The following is a 20,747-nucleotide window of genomic DNA, read 5'->3' on the forward strand; positions in this document are numbered from 1 at the left end:
TGTGGGAGCGGGCTTGCCCGCGATGGGGGCGCTTCGGTTTCAGGTCAGGCGAGGGTGCCGTAACGCTTCATCGCCTCGATCGCCAACCCACTACCGATGCTGCCGAAGATGTTCCCTTCCACATGCCGAGCATTCGGCAACATCGCCGAGACGCTGTTGCGCAGCGCCGGAATCCCGCTCGAACCGCCGGTGAAGAACACGGTGTCCACCTGATCGACCCGCACGTTGGCGTCATTCAACAACTGGGTCACGCTGTTGCGCACCCGCTCCAGCAAGTTATCGATGGCTGATTCGAACAGTGCCCGGCTCAGTTCCACGCTCAAACCCGGTTCAATACGATCCAGTGGCACATGGCGGCTGTCGGCGTGGGTCAGCTGGATCTTGGTTTCTTCTACTTCCATGGCCAGCCAGTGGCCGGCGCGCTGGTCGATCAGCTTGAACAGGCGATCGATGCCGCCGGTGTCCTCGATGTCGTAACGCATGCTGCCCAGGGCCAGGGTCGACTTCTGCGAGTACACCGAGTTGATGGTGTGCCAGGTCGCCAGGTTCATGTGGTGGCTGGTCGGCATATAGGCGCCGCTCTTCATCCGGCTGCCGTAGCCAAACAGCGGCATCAGGCCTTGCAGGCTCAGCTGCTTGTCGAAATCGGTCCCGCCGATGTGCACGCCACCAGTGGCGAGAATGTCATCGTGACGATTGTCGTGGTTGCGGCGCTCAGGCGACAGGCGCACCAGCGAGAAGTCCGAGGTACCACCGCCGATGTCGACGATCAGTACCAGCTCTTCCTTTTCGATGGTCGACTCGTAGTCGAACGCCGCTGCAATCGGCTCGTACTGGAACGAGACGTCCTTGAAGCCGATGGCGCGGGCTACATCCACCAGGGTGTTTTCCGCTTCCTGGTCGGCCATTTCATCGTCATCGACGAAAAACACCGGACGACCCAGCACCACTTCTTCGAATTCCCGACCGGCAGCGGTTTCGGCACGCTTCTTCAACTGGCCGATGAACAGCCCGAGCAGGTCCTTGAACGGCATCGCCGTGCCGAGAACGCTGGTATCGTGCTTGATCAGCTTGGAACCCAGCAGGCTCTTGAGCGAGCGCATCAGCCGGCCTTCGTAACCTTCCAGGTACTCGTGCAGCGCCAGCCGGCCGTATACCGGGCGGCGTTCTTCCATATTGAAGAAGACCACCGAGGGCAGGGTGATCTTGTCGTCCTCCAGCGCGATCAGCGTTTCCATGCCGGGGCGCAGCCAGCCGACGGTGGAGTTGGACGTGCCGAAGTCGATACCACAGGCACGGGCTGGAGATGCGTTTTTCATGTCTTTCAAGTTCCGGTTAAAAAACGGCCGCGCAGTGTATGTCAGAGCGGCGAAGATTCGAAGGCCGACTATCCGTTAAATCGCAGCGATCAGCGCTTGAAAGATGCTCCAACACCCCCAAACTTCCCTGCATAGACTTGGCAACCCTTGGGGCGACTGCAAGAACCGCGCCCTGCTGCCGATAAACTTCTGATGCGCTGCCCGGTCACAAAGTTGAGATCGGTCAATCCAAATGCTGCAAACAAGAGCATGCTGTACCTGGCTGCGCGATTTCGATAATGGATGGTGATTCCCTCGATGGACTTCAAAGACTATTACAAGATTCTCGGTGTGGAGCCGACCGCGGACGATAAGGCGATCAAGGCCGCCTATCGAAAGCTGGCGCGCAAATACCACCCCGATGTCAGCAAGGAAAAGGACGCCGAGGCCAAATTCAAGGACGCTTCGGAAGCCTATGAAGCGCTGAAAAGCGCCGACAAGCGCGCCGAATACGACGACTTGCGCAAATACGGCCACCACGGTCAGCCCTTTCAGGGCCCACCGGGTTGGCAGAGCCGCGGCGGTTTCGGTGGTGGTGGTCAGGACACGGGCGATTTCTCGGACTTTTTCAGTTCGATCTTCGGCAACCGTGGTCCGGGTTTCAATGGTGGTGGACGGTCGGGTCATAGTGCCGGGCGTCGAGGGCAAGACGTGGAAATGGAATTACCGGTTTTTCTGGAAGAAACCCTCTCGACCGAATCGAAGAAGGTCAGCTTCCAGGTGCCGCATTACAACGCTGCCGGCCAGCATGTCAGCAACACCAGTAAAAGCCTGAACGTGAAGATCCCCGCCGGCGTGACCGACGGTGAGCGCATCCGCCTCAAGGGCCAGGGCGCTCCGGGCATCGGTGGCGGGGCCAATGGCGACCTGTACCTGACCATCCGTTTTGCGCCGCACCCCAAATTCGACGTCGAAGGCGAGAACCTGATCATCACCTTGCCGCTGGCACCGTGGGAGCTGGCGCTGGGGACCGAAGTCGCGGTGCCGACCCTGACCGGCAAGATCAACCTCAAGGTTCCGGCCGGTAGCCAGAATGGCCAGCGCATGCGCGCCAAGGGCCATGGCCTGCTGCACAAGGCTGGTCATCGTGGCTATCTGTTCGTGCAGCTCAAGGCAGTAATGCCAAAAAAACTCGACCATGACGTCAAAGAATTGTGGGAGGAGCTGGCAAAAAAAGCCGCTTTCGATCCGCGAGAGAACTTTTGATTTTGAGATAAGGAGTAGCCAATCATGAGCGACCCCGTGATCGTTCTACTGGACCTGGCAGAATTCTGCGAGGCGACCGAACTGTCGGACGTGCACGTGATCGAGATCGTCGAACACGGCATCCTCGAACCTCAGGGAGCCCTGCCCAAGGATTGGCGCTTCACCGATTATGAGCTGGTGCTGGCCAAGCGTGCTGCCAAGCTGCGGCGCGACCTTGAGCTGGAATGGGAAGGCGTCGCCCTGGCGCTGGACCTGCTGGAAGAGGTCCAGCAACTGCGGGCCGAAAACCGCATGCTCAAGCAGCGGTTGGGGCGGCTGGTGGTCGAGTAGCTGTAAACACTCCCTGTGGCGAGGGGGCTTGCCCCCGTTGGGTTGCGAAGCAGCCCCAAAAACCAATGCCCCCGGATTTTTTCAAGCCCATCTCATTCTCAGGAATTGCGACCGCTTCGCGGTCGAACGGGGGCAAGCCCCCTCGCCACAGGGCTTCACCCCTTTCTGGGCAACACCACAGTAAACAACGTCCCATCAACCTCATTGGAGCTGACGTCGATCGTCCCTTGATGGGCCTTCACCACTTCCTTGACGATGAACAGTCCCAGACCGAGGCTGGTGGTCGGCGCTCCGAGCTCTTCGTCGGCACTGCGCACCAGCGGATCGAAGATTGTGGAGATCGCCTCGGGTGGAATCGGCGCACCGTCGTTGTGCACAGTGAGCCGAACGCTGTCCGCTTCGCCCCTGAGGGTCAGTTTGACCGCGCTGTTGTTCGAACCGTGTTGCAATGCATTGCCGATCAGGTTCTGCAACATCTGATTGAGCTTTCGGCCATCCCACACACCTTGGGTATCGCCTTCGACGCTCAATGTCGGATCGCATTGCGGATGAGCGGCGCAGGCCTGCGCAATCGCTTCACGCGCCGTATCGGCCAGATCCATGGGCGCCGGTTCGATCGGCAGGCTCTTGCCCAGGCGACTGCGGACCAGCTCCAGCAAATCGCCAATCATCACCGCCATGTGGCGAGTGCCGCGCTTGATGTGGAGCGCACAGGTCAATGCGTCACCCTCAAGGTTGGTTTTACGCATGAGTATTTCGGTAGACATGCTCACCGCTTGCAGCGGTGCGCGCAGGTCATGGCCGAGGATCGCCAAAAAGATGTCCCGGGAATGATTGACCTGCTCGGCATAGGCCGCGGTAGATTCGGCCAAGGCTTCGTCGATGGCTTCGTTGAAGCGGATCATGTCCTGGAAGTAGGCCAGGTCCGGCGAGTCCAGGCTGTTGACCCACAGACGGATCACACACGCGCGCAAATGGCGAAACTCGCTGGTCATCTGCACCAGGTCGAAGCCCACGGTATGCCGCAACTCGCCATGGCTGGCGCCGGCTTCGTCCAGGCTCGGGGTTTTCTCCGGACCTTCGCCCCTGGCTTTTGCCAGCTGTTCACTGGCGGATTGGGGTTTGCTCATGTCCCGTGCGGCGGCCAGCAGGATCGCTTTTGAATGATCGCGCAGGGACACGCCGTCCATGTTGTCGGCCGCGGGGGTGATTGTTCTGGCAAATTGCTCCCATTCATCGACGATACGGTCAACGTGGAACACGATGAACTCGGAAAGGCGCATAAATGGTTACCTGGGGCAGGGGAAGGGGAGCAGCGAATCGCATAGTAGCGCCTTTGGGAGGCTGAAAAAACGACCGTTGATGCGCTGGCACTATCGGAGCCAACGGAGGCGGTATTTATATATTTTCGGCTCCATGATTTTCGAACGGTATCTGCTTTGGCCTAACAGTTATTTGGTCTTTTTTTTGCGGCAGGAGTGAATAGGCTGGTTGCTCTACCCCTTAACACCAAGGTTGTTGAGTCATGTCTGATTTGCAGGGAAGCAATTCAATCGAAACCAATGCCAGTTCCACTGGCGAAAATCAGGGCATTCATTACGCCCGGGTGATCGGCGTCCTGCCGAACGCCATTAAATCTGCATCGGCATCGCGGCTCAAACCTCTCCTCGGGATGAACGCCGAGTGGCCCGAGTGGTACATGGGCGCACGTGAAATCGACCGCCAGTATCTGAAAACCCTGATTGATGAGCGCTGGCGCCTGCAAGGGCTGCTGGACGAGACGCTGGGTCATTTGCAACAGGATATCGATACTTTCGCCAAGCCACTGTTGAGCACGATGATGCGCTCCAGCTTCAATGGCGTCGGCAACATCGACGAGTTGAGTGTGCAACTCGAAGTGCCGAGTACCATGATCTTCGGGATTGACACTGGCGCCAGTCGGGTTCGGCAATCCAGTTTGCTTGAAGCCGCTTTGCACAATTTCGAGGCCTCGGAAACCCGTAGCGACGCCTGGCGCAACAGTTCCGGCATTTACCGCAAGGACTCGCGTGGCAGCCTCGTGCAGGACCCGGCGATTACGCCAACGGCGTTCGCGGCGCAATGCCGGCAGCTGGATATCGGTGGGCAATACCAACGGCACCTCAAAGCCATTCTGCTGCCGACTGCTGCGCAGGCACGCCAAACTTTGCAGGCGCAATCGATCGCCAGTGAAAAGGCTGCCTTCGATGTCGCAATGCTGGTGGCGCGCATGAAGGGGGAGATCAGCGATTACGTCTACGGCACGCTGAGGCAGGTGCGCAACCAACAGTCGGATATCACTTTGTATGAGCGTCCGCTGCTGAGCCACCGGTTATCGCTGATGGGTTTCAGGCTGACCGGCATCGTACTGTTCAGTGCGGTCAGCGACCCCTCGGAGATAAAGCGGGCCATTGATGCATTGACGCCCACCACATTGAAGTTCTGGAATGAGTGGTCGCACCGTATCCCGGTGTTGCCGGGGAAAGAGGATGAACAGTACAAATTGTTGCAGGCGTTCTTTGCCAACGGCCAACAGGGCGTCACCGATGAAATGCTGCGCAGTGACGATATTTATCGACAGAGTCGTCTGACCGGCCCGTTGATCGCTTACGTTCCCGATGATCCGAATCACCCGCTGAAAGAATATGCATCGCTAAGCGAATTTCTGAATACGCTGATTGGTCAGTTGCGAGAGACGGACTATCAGGCTTTTTTCAGTCGGTTCGTGGCGCACAAGGACAAGGGACGGTTTTTTTCGCGAGTCAACGAACGCCTCAAGACGTTCACCTGGCAGCCACGCCAACCGCTGGATATGGGCCCGTGGTGGCGCGAAACCGCGATCGAGAATCCTGATGCTGAACCCGTCACCAACCAGCTCAGCGGCGATCTCTGGGAGAGGCTGTTTCGCGAGCGGCGCGACAAAGCCATTGCCGACGCCCGGCAAATGGCGGTGCCGACCGACGATGAAGATGCCGCAAGCCGTTTCAAACGCTTGACCAGCTTTCTGGACATCGGCTGGAACCTGTTCAATTTCGCCGCGATGCTGGTGCCCGGCTTAGGGGAGGCGATGCTGGGGATCATGGTTGCGCAAATGTTGGAGGAACTGGCCGAAGGTATCGAAGACTGGAGCAAGGGCGATAAGGAACAGGCCTCGTCCTACTTCAATGGCGTACTGATCAATTTTGCCCAATTGGCCCTGATGGGCGCGGGGCATGTTTTGCCTGAGGGTAGCGTGACCCCGAAGGTCTCGCCCTTCATCGAGCGTCTCAAACCTGTGGAGCACGAGGGCAGGGAGCGCTTGTGGAATCCCGATCTGCGGCCCTATGAACAGAAAGTCGTCTTGCCGGTAGATGCGTCCGCGAGCGAGCAAGGCATTTACCGGCATCAGGAACAGGATCTCCTGCGTCTCGACGATAAATACTATGGCGTGAAGCAGGATCCGGGCACGGGTCTGCACCGCCTTCAACACCCGAGCCGTCCCGACGCGTATCAACCGTTGCTGGAGCACAACGGTGCCGGTAGCTGGAAGACCGAACTCGATCAACCGCTGGGCTGGAACAAGCGCCGATTATTGAGACGGTTGGGGCCTTCGGTCGACGGGTTCTCCGATGAGACGCTGGAGCAGATTCTGACCGTGAGCGGTGTGCACGAAGATGCCCTGCGACGGATGCATGTTGAGCATGAAACCCCGCCTGCCGTGCTGCTCGACACGCTCAAGCGTTTCAAGGTGTATGCGGATACCGAAGCCTGTGCAGAACGAATTCTCGCCAATCAGATCAGTGAGGAGTGGGTGGGTTTTATCTCACGGTTCATGACTGAGCTACCGGGCTGGCCCGAAGGCAAGGCCATTGAAGTCTTTGAGGCGCCGAGTCTTTCAGGCTTGTCGATCAAGGACGGCTACGCGGATGCGTTGCCGGCAGACACCTTGAAAATGAGCCGCAAGGAAGTGCTCGACGGGAAATTGCCTGAGCGTGTTGTCGAGTTCCTTGATGAACAACAATTGCACGATGTTCTGGGTCAATGGCGGTCGGGTATCCGGCAGGAGCGTATCGACGCGGTGCGGGATCTGCTTGGCGGGCAGGCGCGAAAAAACAAGGAACGCCTCTTCGATCGACTGTATTCCGCTCGCGAGCGCTCGGAAAACCCCTCGGTGAACTTACTCAAAAGTAATCACCCGGGGCTGTCGACCAGCATGGCCGAAGAGCTGTTGCGCCATACCGAACCGAGTGACTTACAGCATCTGAATGAGAAAAAACGCCTGCCCCTGACCGTGTATCGGCGAGCGGAAGAGGCGGAGCAGCAGGTACGGCTGACTCGGGCCTACGAAGGGCTATACCTGCCAGATATCTACAACGCCGACACCGCCCGGCTGGAGTTGCACTCCTTGGCAAACCTTCCGGGGTGGCCGACGGATTTGCGGCTGGAGGTTCGACAGTATTCATTCGAGGGGGTGTTGGTCGACAGCATTGGCTCGGCGGATGCGCCGACTCGCAAAGTGTTGATCGTCGATGAAAAGGGCACGTACCAGGCACGCGACGACCTGGATCAACACCTGCATGGCGAGGACAACCTGTACGCGGCGGTCTTGCATGCATTGCCCGACAGGCAGCGAGAGGCATTGGGTTTTCAGATCCACGAAGCAGCGCAACTCGAAAAAGCCGTTCAAGAGCACCCATTGGCCCACCGACAGCTTGAGCCGATTCTATTGGAAAACCCCATTCGCAAGCCCACCTACGACCCGGCCACCATGCGCCTTCGTGGCGGCATGCAAGGCTATGCGCAGCAGGTACCGCACGGGATGGGCCTGCGTCGAAGAGCCAGGGCGCTCTACCCGGGTTTTGCACCGGAGCAGATCGAAGGGCTGCTGACGGCGTTCGGTCACAACGGTGGGGCGGTGCAAGGGCGGCTGGCTGCATTGGAGCGAGAGTTCAGTCAGTTGAACCTGACACTGCAACGCTGGATGAACTCACCAACGGCCTCCTTTCGTTTCGGCCCGGAGGGTGTCGCGCAGTGGCACTCTAGAAACCAGGTCTACAAAGCGATCCGGCAATGCTGGCAGAGAACCGGGCCACGAGGCGTCGAGGTCCCCGGCATCCTTGAGCCCCAAGCGTTGATTCTGGATGGTTTGCCCATGAACCGGCATCTTGTAACCATGCCGAAACTGGAGGCAAACTTCGATCATGTCACTACCCTGAGCCTGGGTAGCACCAACCTCTTGCCTGAGCAGGAACATTTTCTGCGACCGTTTCGCCGGGTACGGTTCCTGAACCTGGAACGAAACCGGTTGATGGGTATACCGCAGGTAATCGATGACATGAGTCATCTGACCGATCTGGTGCTCAACAACAACCGGATCGAACTGAACGCGGTGGGAGTGGCGCGGCTGAAGAAGCTGACTCGTCTCAGGTCGCTAGGGTTGCGCGGGAATCCGTTGCAACTCGCTCCCGATATCAGCCGGATGCCACGGCTACAGGTGCTGCTGTTGAGCGAAACGGGGCTGGACAGCTGGCCTGTGGGACTGTTTTCCCAGCCGCGCCCACGAAATATTTTCCTCGATCTGCGCAACAATCCGCTCAGTCGAATACCGGAGGTAGCACCAGGTTCGTTCCGCGCCGAATTGCTGGCTCGCACATTCCTCAGTCGCGAACCGCAATGGCTATCGGCGAAGAATCTGAACACCCTCAAGCTTTACATCGAATCGGTCGGCCTGGATCCCGAGCGCACATTCCCGCCCCGAGGCACACTGGACAGCGCCGATTGGGCGCATGGAATGTCCGAGCTCCAGTGGCAGGCCAGAGAGGAAATCTGGAACGCGGTTGAAGATGAGTTCCACTCGGAGGCCTTTTTCAATGAGATCAGGCAACTCACCCAGTCCGCCGACTTCAATGAAGGTGGCGCCTATTGCGAAGAGTTGACGGCGAAAGTCTGGCGAATGCTGGAGGCCATGGCCGATAACAGCGAGTTGCGGGCGAAGCTCTTCAGCGAGGCTGTGACGCCCACGGAGTGCGTGGACGGCGGCACGCAGCTGTTCAATGCCATGGGGGTGGAAGTGCTCATTCACGAAGCCTACAGGTTGATCCGCCCGGACCTGATTGAACCTCAGTTGCTCGAGCTGGCTCGAGGGAAATCCCGGCTGGATGAGCTTGGGGCCATCGCTCGTCAGCGAGTCGCTGCACGGTTGGCCGAGGGGGAGCAGTTCAGGCGAGTCGACCCTGAAGGGGGAGTCACCGGAACCATTGACGAAGTCGAAGTCCATCTGGCCTATATGACTGATCTGGCCGAGCGCCTGGATCTTCCGTGGCAAGCCCGGGGCATGCAATTTCGCAAGATCGCCGGTGTAACGAAAGAGATGATCGAGGCGGCGTTTGAGCGGGTCAAAGTCCTGGAGGAAGGTGACCTGCTGCGCGATCAGATTCTCAAGCAACCGCTCTGGAGAACCTGGCTGGAGGATTCGAACCGCGAGGCTTTCAATGGTTTCAAGCGCCGAATCGACGTGACCACTGACTTACAGGACGCCTTGCGGAGACGGGCCAACGGGACAGATCTTTCTGTAGCGCAAATGACTGACCTTGAGATGCAAATCAAAGCGCTGGCCGTAGAGTCAGGCAAACCGGAAGACGAGTTCGCTCACGGGCGTGCAATGACGGAGGAGGAATACACACAAGCGTTGAGTGAAATAGACGAGCAGATGAAGGCGCTGATGAATCGGCTCACTCAACAAGCCATAGATCGAGCGGGCCTGCAAAGGGTTGATATTCCCTTCACGATTGACCCCGAGTATTCGCTATAGGTCGTAGCTGAAGCCTCGGCTCAAGGGATATGCCTTGGCCGAGGCTTTTTTCATTGCGGGTGAAGGCTCAGAACAGGAAGTAGCGCTGCGCCATCGGCAATACATCCGCCGGTTCACACCACAGCAATACACCGTCAGCCTTGACCTGATAGGTTTGCGGATCGACATCGATGTTTGGCAGGTAATCGTTGTGGATCAGGTCGGTTTTCTGCACGTCGCGACAGCCTTTGACCACGGCGATTTTCTTTTTCAGGCCCAACGCTTCGGGCAATCCGGCCTCCTGCGCCGCCTGACTGATAAAGGTCAGGCTGGTGGCGTGCAACGAGCCGCCGTAACTGGCGAACATCGGGCGGTAGTGCACCGGTTGCGGTGTCGGGATCGAAGCGTTGGCGTCGCCCATCAGGCTGGCCGCAATGGCGCCACCCTTGAGGATCAGCGTCGGTTTGACCCCGAAAAACGCCGGGCGCCAGAGCACCAGATCGGCCCACTTACCCACTTCCACCGAACCCACTTCATGGCTGATGCCATGGGTGATCGCCGGGTTGATGGTGTATTTGGCGATGTAGCGTTTGGTGCGGAAGTTGTCGTTACCTTCGCCGTCACCGGGCAGCGGGCCGCGCTGCTTTTTCATTTTGTCGGCGGTCTGCCAGGTGCGCGTGATGACTTCACCGACGCGGCCCATGGCCTGACTGTCGGAGCTGATCATCGAGAAGGCGCCGAGGTCGTGAAGGATGTCTTCGGCGGCGATGGTTTCGCGGCGGATGCGGCTTTCGGCGAAGGCCACGTCTTCGGCAATGCTCGGGTCCAGGTGGTGGCAGACCATCAGCATGTCGAGGTGTTCATCGATGGTGTTGCGGGTGAACGGCCGGGTCGGGTTGGTCGAGCTCGGCAGCACGTTGGCAAAACCGCAGGCCTTGATGATGTCCGGTGCATGGCCGCCACCGGCACCTTCGGTGTGGTAGGTGTGGATGGTGCGGCCCTTGAAAGCGGCGAGGGTGGTTTCGACGAAGCCGGACTCGTTCAAGGTGTCGGTATGGATCGCCACCTGCACGTCGTACTGATCGGCCACGTTCAGGCAGTTGTCGATACTCGCCGGGGTGGTGCCCCAGTCTTCGTGCAACTTCAGGCCAATGGCGCCGGCCTTGACCTGTTCGATCAACGGCTCCGGCAGGCTGGCGTTGCCCTTGCCGGTGAAGCCGATGTTCATCGGAAACGCATCGGCGGCCTGAAGCATGCGCGCCAGGTGCCATGGCCCGGAGGTACACGTAGTGGCGTTGGTGCCGGTGGCCGGGCCAGTGCCGCCGCCGATCATGGTGGTGACGCCGCTCATCAGCGCTTCTTCGATCTGCTGCGGGCAGATGAAGTGGATATGGGTGTCGATGCCGCCGGCGGTGAGGATCATGCCTTCACCGGCGATCACTTCGGTGCTGGCGCCGACCGCGATGGTGACGTTGGGCTGGATGTCCGGGTTGCCGGCCTTGCCGATGGCGGCGATGCGACCGTCCTTGAGGCCAACGTCCGCCTTGACGATGCCCCAGTGGTCGATGATCAGGGCGTTGGTGATCAACGTGTCGACCACTTCCGCAGCCAGTAATTGACTTTGGCCCTGGCCGTCGCGAATGACTTTGCCGCCGCCGAATTTCACTTCTTCGCCGTAGGTGGTGAAGTCCTGTTCCACTTCGATCCATAGCTCGGTGTCGGCCAGACGGACCTTGTCACCAACGGTGGGGCCGAACATGTCGGCGTAGGCTTGTCTTGAGATTTTCATGCGCTTGCCTTGGGATTCAATTGTGTTTGAGACCGCTCGCGTCGCTCGCTATCGCAGCCTCGCTTCGCTCGACAGCTCCTACAGGGTGTGTACGACCGCGAAATTTCAGGTGCCGCAGGTGTTCACGCAAATTCCCGGTTGCCTGCAGTCTCTGTAGGAGCTGTCGAGCGGAGCGAGGCTGCGATCTTTCTGAGAACACCGCAGATATCAGTCGAGATCGCCCATGATCCGCCCGGCAAACCCGAACACCCGGCGATGCCCGGCCAGGTCCACCAACTCGACCTCGCGGCTTTGCCCCGGTTCGAAGCGCACGGCGGTGCCGGCGGGGATGTTCAGGCGCATGCCGCGGCTGGCGGCGCGGTCGAAGGTCAGGGCGTCGTTGGTTTCGAAGAAGTGATAATGCGAGCCGACCTGGATCGGCCGGTCACCGCTGTTGGCCACCTTCAAACTGAGGGTGCGGCGGCCAACGTTGAGTTCGATGTCGCCGGGCTGGATCTGGTATTCACCGGGAATCATCAATGGGCTCCTTGGAGAATCTTGTAGTAAAGGGCAGTCGGTTTGTAGCGGCCGTTCGGGTCGCAGGCGTAGTCGGGGATTTCGCCGGCGCGGGTGTAGCCCATCGCCTTGTAGAAGTCTTCGGCGGGGGAGCCGGCCTCGGTGTCGAGGTAGAGCATGCCTCGTTTGTGTTGGCGGGCTGCAAGTTCAAGGGCATGCATCATCTGTTGGCCCAGGCCGCGACGACGGGCGTGTTCACGCACCAGCAATTTCTGCACTTCGGCGCGGTTCAACCCATTGGCTTTCTGGCACAACGTCAGTTGCACGCTGGCCTGTACCTGTTCGTCCTTGACCACCACCCAGAGCAGCACGTTGCCTTTGTTCAGGTTTTCCTGGACTTCATCGAAATAGGCTCGGGCCTGAGTCGCATCCAGATCCGCCATGAACCCGACACTGGCGCCATAGCCGACGGCGTCGAGCAGCAAATCAATCAAACCCTGACGATAGTGCGCAAAGCTTTCAACATTGACGCGGCGCAGTTGGGCGGCGTTCATGGGTATCACTCCTTGTGGGGACCGGGTGGCATTGCGCCCGGGTCGAGGATCAGTTGCATGAAGGTCAGGTCCAGCCAGCGGCCGAACTTGGTACCCACCTGCGGCATTTGGCCGGTGACGACGAAACCGGCCCGCTCGTGCAGCCGAATCGAGGCGCCGTTACCGCTTTCGATGGCGGCGACCATCACGTGTTTGTTGCAGCCTTTGGCGCGTTCGATCAGCGCTTCCATCAGTTGCGGGCCGAGGCCATTGCCCCGCTGGTCGTTGCGCACATACACCGAGTGCTCGACCGTGTGGCGGAACCCGTCGAACGGCCGCCAGTCACCAAATGAAGCGTAGCCGAGTACGCTGTTATCGCCGTCGACGATCACCAGGATCGGATAACCCTGATCTTGCCGGGCGCTGAACCAGGCCTGGCGGTTACCGAGGTCCACGGCCTGTTCGTTCCAGATCGCCGTGGTGTTGAGCACGGCGTCGTTGTAGATATCGCGGATCGCCGGCAGATCGGCGAGCAGCGCATCGCGGATGTGGTAAGTCATGGCGCGGCCTCAGGCGATCGGTTGGTGAACGGTGACCAGTTTGGTGCCGTCGGGGAACGTCGCTTCGACCTGGATCTCCGGGATCATTTCCGGGATGCCTTCCATCACTTGTTCGCGGCTGAGCAGGGTGGTGCCGTAATGCATCAGCTCGGCCACGGTCTGGCCGTCACGCGCCCCTTCGAGCAGCGCCGCGGAAATATAGGCCATGGCCTCCGGGTAATTGAGCTTCACGCCGCGAGCCAAACGCCGTTCGGCCACGAGGCCGGCGGTGAAGATCAGCAGCTTGTCTTTTTCGCGTGGGGTCAGGTCCATCGTTTGGAATCCATCTGGGCAGATAAAAAGGTATTCGGATTTGTAAATACAAAATCTGTGGGAGCGGGCTTGCCCGCGATGAGGCCATAACATCTTGCAAAGATGTTGACTGTAAGACCGCTATCGCAGGCAAGCCCGCTCCCACATAAAAGCATCATTCAGGTGGCCCATATTCTGGGTGGGACGGCTTCTCGCCCCAGCAACGCCGGGCGCAATAACCGCCACAAATCAATCAGCCAACCACGTGCCAACAACGCTTCACTGGCCAGGCATCGAGCGACCAAAAGCCCCGGCAACTGTGTCAGATCCCCGCGCACGTCATTGCTCAGCGAGCGGCACTTCTCCAGCAATTCGCTATCAATTTCACCTGTCACCAGCAACGTCGCAAACACCGGTTGGCCATCCAGGCCTATCGGCGAATCCAGCAAACCATCGTTCCCGACAATGCGCTGGCGTTCGTGCCAGAGCAACTGGCCGTCGCGGCGGATATCCAGGTGCGCCTGAAAATGCCCGAGGTCGAAGCGCTCGCCGCTGGCCGGGCGACCCAGCGCCACCACGTCCCAGTAGAACAGCCGCGCATCGCCCTCAAGGTCGATACTGGTGCTGAGTTCCGCCTGAGCGTCGCTGAAGATAATCGTCTCTTGCGGCAGCCACTCCAACGTAGCACCGGCGGCCACGTGCAGGTCGAGTTTCTGATAAGCCGGCCCGCCCGCGCGATACCACTTGGCGGCGCCGGGGCTGGTGATTTGCGCCCAGGCGTCCGTACCGACACTGGCCGAGATGTCCAGCCGATCACCTCCGGCAATTCCGCCCGGCGGGTGGACGATGATGTGCTGACACACCTCGGGGCCTTCGGCGTACAAATGCTTCTGCACCCGCAACGGGCCTTTGTGGCGACGCTGCACCGGGCGTGTGCTGTCGCCGAAACGGGCGTAGCCGAGTTCCAGCTCGGCATGCCAGCTGGGGGTGAACAGTGTGAAGGGGGCAGGTAAATTCATGATTTCTAATTATCGTCAGGAGGCTGCAGGTTAGATCGTAACCAGTCCACGGACACCTTCGGCTTCCATATTTTCGCCGCGACCCTGCTGCACGATCTCGCCCCGGGACATCACCAGGTACTGATCGGCCAGTTCGGCGGCGAAATCGTAGAACTGCTCCACCAGCAGAATCGCCATGTCGCCGCGCGCTGCAAGCTGCTTGATCACTGCGCCGATTTCCTTGATCACCGACGGCTGGATGCCTTCGGTGGGTTCGTCGAGAATCAGTAGCCGTGGACGACTGGCCAGAGCTCTGCCGATCGCCAGTTGCTGTTGCTGACCACCAGACAAATCACCGCCGCGCCGTTGCTTCATTTGCAGCAGCACCGGGAACAGCTCGTAAATGAACGCCGGGACTTCCTTCGCTTCAGCGCCGGGAAACCGTGAGAGGCCCATCAGCAGGTTTTCTTCCACGGTCAATCGACCAAAGATTTCCCGCCCCTGAGGTACATAGGCGATGCCGGCATGCACCCGTTGGTGCGGCTTGAACGTGGTGATCGGTTTGCCTTCCCAGTTCACCGCGCCTTCCTTGGCCGGCAGCAAACCCATCAGGCATTTGAGCAGGGTGGTCTTGCCCACGCCATTGCGTCCGAGCAGGCAGGTGACCTCGCCGACCTTCACCTCAAACGTCAAGCCCCGCAGGATGTGGCTACCGCCGTAGTACTGGTGCAGCTTGTCGACTTGCAGCATGTTCAAATTCCTTCTGTTCCACACAGAACCCTGTGGGAGCTGGCTTGCCTGCGATGGCGGTGTGTCACTCAACAAAGATGTTGGATGTGCAGGCCTCATCGCGGGCAAGCCCGCTCCCACAGGTCCTTTATTCGCAGGTCTATCGGCCGAGGTAAACCTCGATCACCCGCTCATTATCCTGAACCTGTTCCAGTGACCCTTCGGCCAGCACGCTGCCCTGGTGCAACACGGTGACGTGGTCGGCGATCGAGCCGACGAAGCCCATGTCGTGCTCCACCACCATCAGCGAATGCTTGCCCGCCAGGCTCTTGAACAACTCGGCGGTGAATTCGGTTTCGGCGTCGGTCATGCCTGCCACCGGCTCATCGAGCAGCAACAATTGCGGGTCCTGCATCAGCAGCATGCCGATTTCCAGAAACTGCTTCTGACCGTGGGACAACAACCCCGCCGGGCGATTGACCGAGGCGGTCAGGCGAATGGTTTCCAGAACTTCAGCGATGCGATCTTTCTGTTCGCCACTGAGACGAGCCCGCAGGCTGGCCAATACCGACTTGTCGGTCTTCTGCGCCAGCTCCAGGTTTTCGAACACGCTCAAGGCTTCGAACACCGTCGGTTTCTGGAACTTGCGACCGATACCGGCCTGAGCAATCTGCACTTCACTCATCTGCGTCAGATCGAGGGTTTCACCGAACCAGGCTTTGCCGTGGCTTGGGCGAGTCTTGCCGGTGATCACGTCCATCAGCGTGGTCTTGCCCGCGCCGTTGGGGCCGATGATGCAGCGCAGTTCGCCGACGCCGATGTACAGGTTCAGATCGTTCAGCGCCTTGAAACCATCGAAGCTGACGCTGATGTCTTCCAGGGTCAGGATGGTGCCGTGTCGGGTATTCAGACCTTTGCCGGCGCTCTGGCCGAGGCCGATGGCATCGCGGCTGCTGCCGGCGTCCCTGTTGGGCTCCAGCGGCGGAAAAAAGGCCGGTTCGAGCATGAATTCAGCCGTTGCAGTCACTCTCATTACTCACCCCTTTTCTTCAGCAACCCGATCACGCCTTTAGGCAGGTACAACGTCACGACGATGAACAGCGCGCCGAGGAAAAACAGCCAGTATTCCGGAAACGCCACGGTGAACCAGCTCTTCATCCCGTTGACCACACCAGCGCCGAGCAGTGGACCGATCAGCGTGCCGCGACCACCCAGCGCCACCCAAACGGCCGCTTCGATGGAGTTGGTCGGCGACATTTCACTCGGGTTGATAATGCCGACTTGTGGCACATACAGCGCGCCGGCCAAGCCGCACAACACCGCGCTCAACACCCAGACAAACAACTTGAAACCGCGTGGGTCGTAGCCGCAAAACATCAGGCGGTTTTCCGCGTCGCGCAACGCGGTCAGTACCCGGCCAAACTTGCTTTGCGCCAGCCGCCAACCGATGAACAGGCTCGCCACCAGCAACAGCACCGTGGCGAAAAACAACACCGCACGCGTCCCCGGTTCAGTGATGCCAAACCCGAGAATGGTGCGGAAGTTGGTGAAGCCGTTGTTGCCACCAAACCCGGTTTCATTGCGGAAAAACAGTAGCATCCCGGCGAAGGTCAGGGCCTGGGTCATGATCGAGAAATACACGCCCTTGATCCGCGAACGGAAGGCGAAGAAACCGAACACCAGCGCGAGCAGGCCCGGCGCCAACACCACCAGACACATGGCCCAGAGGAAGCTGCTGGTGCCGGTCCAGTACCACGGCAATTCGGTCCACGACAGGAAGGTCATGAACGCGGGCAAGCCATCGCCCGAGGCTTGGCGCATCAGGTACATGCCCATCGCGTAGCCGCCGAGGGCGAAGAACAGACCGTGACCCAGCGACAAGAGGCCGGCGTAACCCCAGACCAGATCGAGGGCCAGGGCGACGATGGCGTAGCAAAGGATTTTGCCCACCAGCGTGAGGGTGTAGGCCGAGACGTGAAAAACACTGATGGGCGATAACAGCGACAGCAGCGGCAACGCCAGCAGCAAAACAAGGATTACCGCGCCAACAGCGAGGGTTACTTTTGGGCCGGCCTTTTGTGTGGCCGTGAGCAGCAGAGGCTGGTTCATCAGTCGATCACCCGTCCTTTCAGTGCGAAGAGGCCTTGCGGACGTTTCTGGATGAACAGAATGATCAGCGCGAGGATCAGGATTTTGCCCAGCACCGCACCGATCTGCGGTTCGAGAATTTTGTTGGCGATTCCCAGACCGAAGGCGGCCAGCACGCTACCGGCCAGTTGACCGACACCGCCGAGTACCACCACCAGGAACGAGTCGATGATGTAACTTTGACCGAGGTCCGGGCCGACGTTGCCGATCTGGCTGAGCGCCACGCCGCCGAGGCCAGCGATGCCCGAGCCGAGGCCGAAGGCGAGCATGTCGACGCGGCCGGTCGGCACGCCGCAGCAGGCGGCCATGTTGCGGTTCTGGGTGACGGCGCGCACGTTCAAACCGAGGCGCGTCTTGTTCAGCAGCAGCCAGGTCAGCACCACCACAAACAAGGCGAACGCGATGATTACGATGCGGTTGTATGGCAACACAAGATTGGGCAACACCTGAATTCCGCCCGACAACCACGCCGGGTTGGCCACTTCGACGTTCTGCGCGCCGAACACCAGGCGCACCAACTGAATCAGCATCAGGCTGATGCCCCAGGTGGCGAGCAGGGTTTCCAATGGGCGACCGTAGAGGTGACGAATCACCGTGCGCTCCAGCGCCATGCCGATCCCGGCGGTGACAAAAAACGCTACCGGCAGGGCAATCAGCGGGTAGAACTCGATGGCCTGCGGGGCGAAGCGCTGGAACATCAGCTGCACCACGTACGTCGAGTAAGCGCCGAGCATCAGCATCTCGCCGTGGGCCATGTTGATCACACCGAGCAGGCCGAATGTGATTGCAAGACCTAACGCCGCCAGCAACAGAATTGAACCGAGGGACATGCCGCTGAAGGCCTGCCCAAGCATCTCGCCGATCAGCAATTTGCGCTTGACCTGGGCCAGGCTGGTTTCGGCGGCGGTGCGCACATTGGCATCGGCTTCGACGCCGGGTTCAAGCAAACCTTCGAGGCGGGTGCGGGCCAGTGGGTCGCCAGTTTCACCGAGCAGACGCACCGCGGCGAGGCGTACGGCCGGATCGGTATCGACCAATTGCAGGTTGGCCAACGCCAGGCTCAGGGCGGCGTGAACGCTTTCGTCTTTTTCGCCAGCCAGTTGCTGGTCGAGGAATTTCAGCTGCGCGGGTTTGGCGCTTTTCTGCAATTGCTGCGCGGCGGCCAAGCGGATTCTGGCGTCGGCGGCGAGCAACTGGTGGCTGGCCAAAGCGGTGTCGATCAGACCGCGTAGACGGTTGTTCAGGCGCAGGGTTTTCGGCTGGCCATCGAGGGTCAATTGGCCTTGTTGCAGGGCGTTGATCAGTTCGATACGGGCCGGATCGGGCTGCGCGGCCCAGGCTTCGAGAAGTTTTGCTTGTTGCACAGGATTGGCTGCGACGAAGTCTTCGGCGTCGCCGGCGTGGGTGGCCATCGGTAACAAAAGTGCGATGGCGAGGATCAAGCGGTAAAGGGCGGTGGGCATAAAAAGTCGCCTTGCGCGGACATTGTGGGAGCTGGCTTGCCTGCGATGCAGACGACTCGGTGTATCTGATGCACCGAGGTGATGCCATCGCAGGCAAGCCAGCTCCCACAGGGATTTGTGTCGGGCCCGAGCTCCGTGCCCAGCCCCGACACCCAGTGGCTTTAGTTGCTCTTCACCGCATAATCCGGCTTCTTGTCGTTACCCTGAATGAACGGGCTCCACGGCTGGGCGCGGATCGGCCCTTCGGTCTGCCACACCACGTTGAACTGACCGTCGGCCTGAATCTCGCCGATCATCACCGGCTTGTGCAGGTGGTGGTTGGTCTTGTCCATGGTCAGGGTGTAACCGGACGGCGCGGCGAAGGTCTGGCCGGCCAGGGCTTCGCGGACTTTGTTGACGTCGGTGGACTTGGCTTTCTCGGCTGCTTGCGCCCACATATGGATACCGACATAGGTGGCTTCCATCGGGTCGTTGGTCACCGCTTTGTCGGCGCCCGGCAGGTTGTGTTTCTTGGCGTAGGCCTTCCAGTCGGCGACGAACTTCTTGTTCTGCGGGTTCTCGACCGACTCGAAGTAGTTCCACGCCGCGAGGTTGCCCACCAGCGGTTTGGTGTCGATGCCACGCAGTTCTTCTTCGCCCACGGAGAACGCCACAACCGGAACGTCGGTGGCTTTCAGGCCCTGGTTGGCCAGCTCTTTATAGAACGGCACGTTGGAGTCGCCGTTGACCGTGGAGATGACCGCAGTCTTGCCACCGGCGGAGAATTTTTTGATGTTGGCCACGATGGTTTGATAGTCGCTGTGGCCGAACGGAGTGTAGACCTCTTCGATGTCCTTGTCGGCCACACCTTTGGAGTGCAGGAACGAGCGCAGAATCTTGTTGGTGGTGCGTGGGTAAACGTAGTCGGTGCCGAGCAGGAAGTAACGCTTGGCGCTGCCGCCTTCTTCGCTCATCAGGTATTCCACCGCCGGAATCGCCTGCTGGTTAGGCGCCGCGCCGGTGTAGAACACGTTCGGCGACATCTCTTCGCCTTCATACTGCACCGGGTAGAACAGCAGGCCGTTGAGTTCTTCGAACACCGGCAGTACCGATTTACGCGACACCGAGGTCCAGCAACCGAACACCACCGCCACTTTGTCCTGAGTCAGCAACTGCCGGCCCTTTTCGGCGAACAACGGCCAGTTCGACGCCGGGTCGACGACCACCGGCTCCAGCATCTTGCCGTTCACGCCGCCCTTGGCATTGATTTCGTCGATGGTCATCAACGCCATGTCTTTGAGCGAGGTTTCGGAGATCGCCATGGTCCCGGACAACGAATGCAGAATACCGACCTTGATGGTCTCGGCGGCCTGGACCGTCCAGGCCATGCCCATCGCGGCAATGCTTGCCGATAGTGTGAAAGCCTTGATCAAACTGCGACGCTTCATTGTGCGATCTCCATGAACGTTAAAGTTTTTTATGGTTGGCAGATGCGGACGACTGAAGGGTCTTTAGCAAGGGCTGTGCCCGGTCGGGGACGGGCAAGGAAATGTCGTATTAGAGCGGTTGCGCGGGTTTGGCGGCGCACCATGAAAGACCGCGTTTGGCGCACTGGTGCGAAGAGGTGCGCCAGATTGGGGCGCAGATATTGCCTCGCCCCCTGTAGGAGCGAAGCTTGCTCGCGAAGACGGTATGTCAGTCACAGGGATATTGGATGGGCTGCCGTCATCGCAGGCAAGCCAGCTCCCACAGGAGGAGCGGTCATATACAAAATCTGTGTACGACACAGATCCTGTGGGAGCGGGCTTGCCCGCGATAGCGGTGGGTCAGTCACGGTGATGGTGGATGTGCTGCCGTCATCGCAGGCAAGCCAGCTCCCACAAGGGGAGCGGTCATATACAAAATCTGTGTACGACACAGATCCTGTGGGAGCGGGCTTGCCCGCGATGGCGGTGGGTCAGTCAGGGTGATGTGGATGTGCCGCTGTCATCGCAGGCAAGCCAGCTCCCACAAGGGGAGCGGACATATACAAAATCTGTGTACGACACAAATCCTGTGGGAGCTGGCTTGCCCGCGATGGC

16 protein-coding genes are annotated in these 20,747 nt (G+C 59.7%); 3 read left to right on the plus strand and 13 right to left on the minus strand.

Translation table 11 applies throughout. From position 1 onward, the window contains the following. Nucleotides 1-44: 44 nt before the first annotated feature. Nucleotides 45-1,319, minus strand: a complete 1,275-nt coding sequence (locus KGB18_RS21335; protein WP_223570430.1) for an Hsp70 family protein — start codon at nt 1,317-1,319, stop codon at nt 45-47. A 297-nt stretch (nt 1,320-1,616) separates the two neighbouring features. Between KGB18_RS21335 and KGB18_RS21340 the strand changes: the two genes are divergently transcribed. Together KGB18_RS21340 and KGB18_RS21345 are read left to right on the plus strand one after the other, a co-directional pair. Then, on the plus strand, nt 1,617-2,564 hold the full coding sequence (locus KGB18_RS21340) for a DnaJ C-terminal domain-containing protein (RefSeq protein WP_123721726.1): 948 nt from the start codon (nt 1,617-1,619) through the stop codon (nt 2,562-2,564). A 24-nt stretch (nt 2,565-2,588) separates the two neighbouring features. Continuing rightward, entirely contained in the window at nt 2,589-2,894 is a 306-nt protein-coding gene (locus tag KGB18_RS21345) for a chaperone modulator CbpM (RefSeq protein ID WP_095052922.1), read from the plus strand. A gap of 155 nt (nt 2,895-3,049) precedes the next feature. Here the strand turns inward: KGB18_RS21345 and KGB18_RS21350 are convergent, their stop codons facing one another. Continuing rightward, on the minus strand, nt 3,050-4,177 hold the full coding sequence (locus KGB18_RS21350; RefSeq protein ID WP_123721459.1) for a sensor histidine kinase: 1,128 nt from the start codon (nt 4,175-4,177) through the stop codon (nt 3,050-3,052). 242 nt (nt 4,178-4,419) lie between these two features. On the opposite strand from KGB18_RS21350, the gene KGB18_RS21355 reads away from it, so the two are divergent. Beyond that, nucleotides 4,420-9,702 carry an NEL-type E3 ubiquitin ligase domain-containing protein gene (locus tag KGB18_RS21355; protein WP_223570431.1) on the plus strand — a complete coding sequence of 1,761 codons (5,283 nt, stop codon included), beginning with the start codon at nt 4,420-4,422 and terminating at the stop codon, nt 9,700-9,702. Nucleotides 9,703-9,769: 67 nt separating this feature from the next. Here KGB18_RS21355 and ureC read toward each other — a convergent pair whose 3' ends face one another. From ureC to urtA, 11 genes are all read right to left on the minus strand, one after another. Further along, nucleotides 9,770-11,470 (minus strand): urease subunit alpha, encoded by a 1,701-nt coding sequence (gene ureC, locus KGB18_RS21360; protein WP_223570432.1) that lies wholly within the window; start codon nt 11,468-11,470, stop codon nt 9,770-9,772. Between the two features lie 207 nt (nt 11,471-11,677). After that, entirely contained in the window at nt 11,678-11,986 is a 309-nt protein-coding gene (locus KGB18_RS21365; RefSeq protein ID WP_008011171.1) for an urease subunit beta, read from the minus strand. Next, nucleotides 11,986-12,519 (minus strand): GNAT family N-acetyltransferase, encoded by a 534-nt coding sequence (locus KGB18_RS21370; protein ID WP_123721456.1) that lies wholly within the window; start codon nt 12,517-12,519, stop codon nt 11,986-11,988. The genes KGB18_RS21365 and KGB18_RS21370 overlap by 1 nt, the downstream gene beginning before the upstream one ends. A gap of 5 nt (nt 12,520-12,524) precedes the next feature. Beyond that, a complete protein-coding gene (locus KGB18_RS21375) occupies nt 12,525-13,058 on the minus strand; it encodes a GNAT family N-acetyltransferase (protein ID WP_223570433.1) in 534 nt (177 codons plus the stop codon). Between the two features lie 9 nt (nt 13,059-13,067). Beyond that, the gene (ureA, locus tag KGB18_RS21380) at nt 13,068-13,370 is read right to left on the minus strand and encodes an urease subunit gamma (protein WP_007937143.1); all 303 of its coding nucleotides are present in this window, start codon (nt 13,368-13,370) and stop codon (nt 13,068-13,070) included. 158 nt (nt 13,371-13,528) lie between these two features. Further along, nucleotides 13,529-14,368: an urease accessory protein UreD gene (locus tag KGB18_RS21385; protein WP_201062539.1), complete on the minus strand. Its 840-nt coding sequence runs from the start codon at nt 14,366-14,368 to the stop codon at nt 13,529-13,531. A gap of 30 nt (nt 14,369-14,398) precedes the next feature. Next, on the minus strand, nt 14,399-15,097 hold the full coding sequence (urtE, locus tag KGB18_RS21390) for an urea ABC transporter ATP-binding subunit UrtE (protein WP_123721453.1): 699 nt from the start codon (nt 15,095-15,097) through the stop codon (nt 14,399-14,401). A gap of 139 nt (nt 15,098-15,236) precedes the next feature. Continuing rightward, nucleotides 15,237-16,109, minus strand: coding sequence for an urea ABC transporter ATP-binding protein UrtD (urtD, locus tag KGB18_RS21395; protein ID WP_223570434.1), 873 nt, complete (start codon nt 16,107-16,109; stop codon nt 15,237-15,239). Further along, the gene (urtC, locus tag KGB18_RS21400) at nt 16,109-17,185 is read right to left on the minus strand and encodes an urea ABC transporter permease subunit UrtC (protein WP_223570435.1); all 1,077 of its coding nucleotides are present in this window, start codon (nt 17,183-17,185) and stop codon (nt 16,109-16,111) included. The genes urtD and urtC overlap by 1 nt, the downstream gene beginning before the upstream one ends. Next, nucleotides 17,185-18,687: an urea ABC transporter permease subunit UrtB gene (urtB, locus tag KGB18_RS21405; RefSeq protein ID WP_223570436.1), complete on the minus strand. Its 1,503-nt coding sequence runs from the start codon at nt 18,685-18,687 to the stop codon at nt 17,185-17,187. The genes urtC and urtB overlap by 1 nt, the downstream gene beginning before the upstream one ends. Before the next feature lie 161 nt (nt 18,688-18,848). Then, nucleotides 18,849-20,114: an urea ABC transporter substrate-binding protein gene (urtA, locus tag KGB18_RS21410; protein WP_007907378.1), complete on the minus strand. Its 1,266-nt coding sequence runs from the start codon at nt 20,112-20,114 to the stop codon at nt 18,849-18,851. Nucleotides 20,115-20,747: the final 633 nt, after the last annotated feature.

This window comes from Pseudomonas sp. BF-R-26, assembly GCF_019947395.1.
Classification (GTDB): domain Bacteria; phylum Pseudomonadota; class Gammaproteobacteria; order Pseudomonadales; family Pseudomonadaceae; genus Aquipseudomonas; species Aquipseudomonas farris.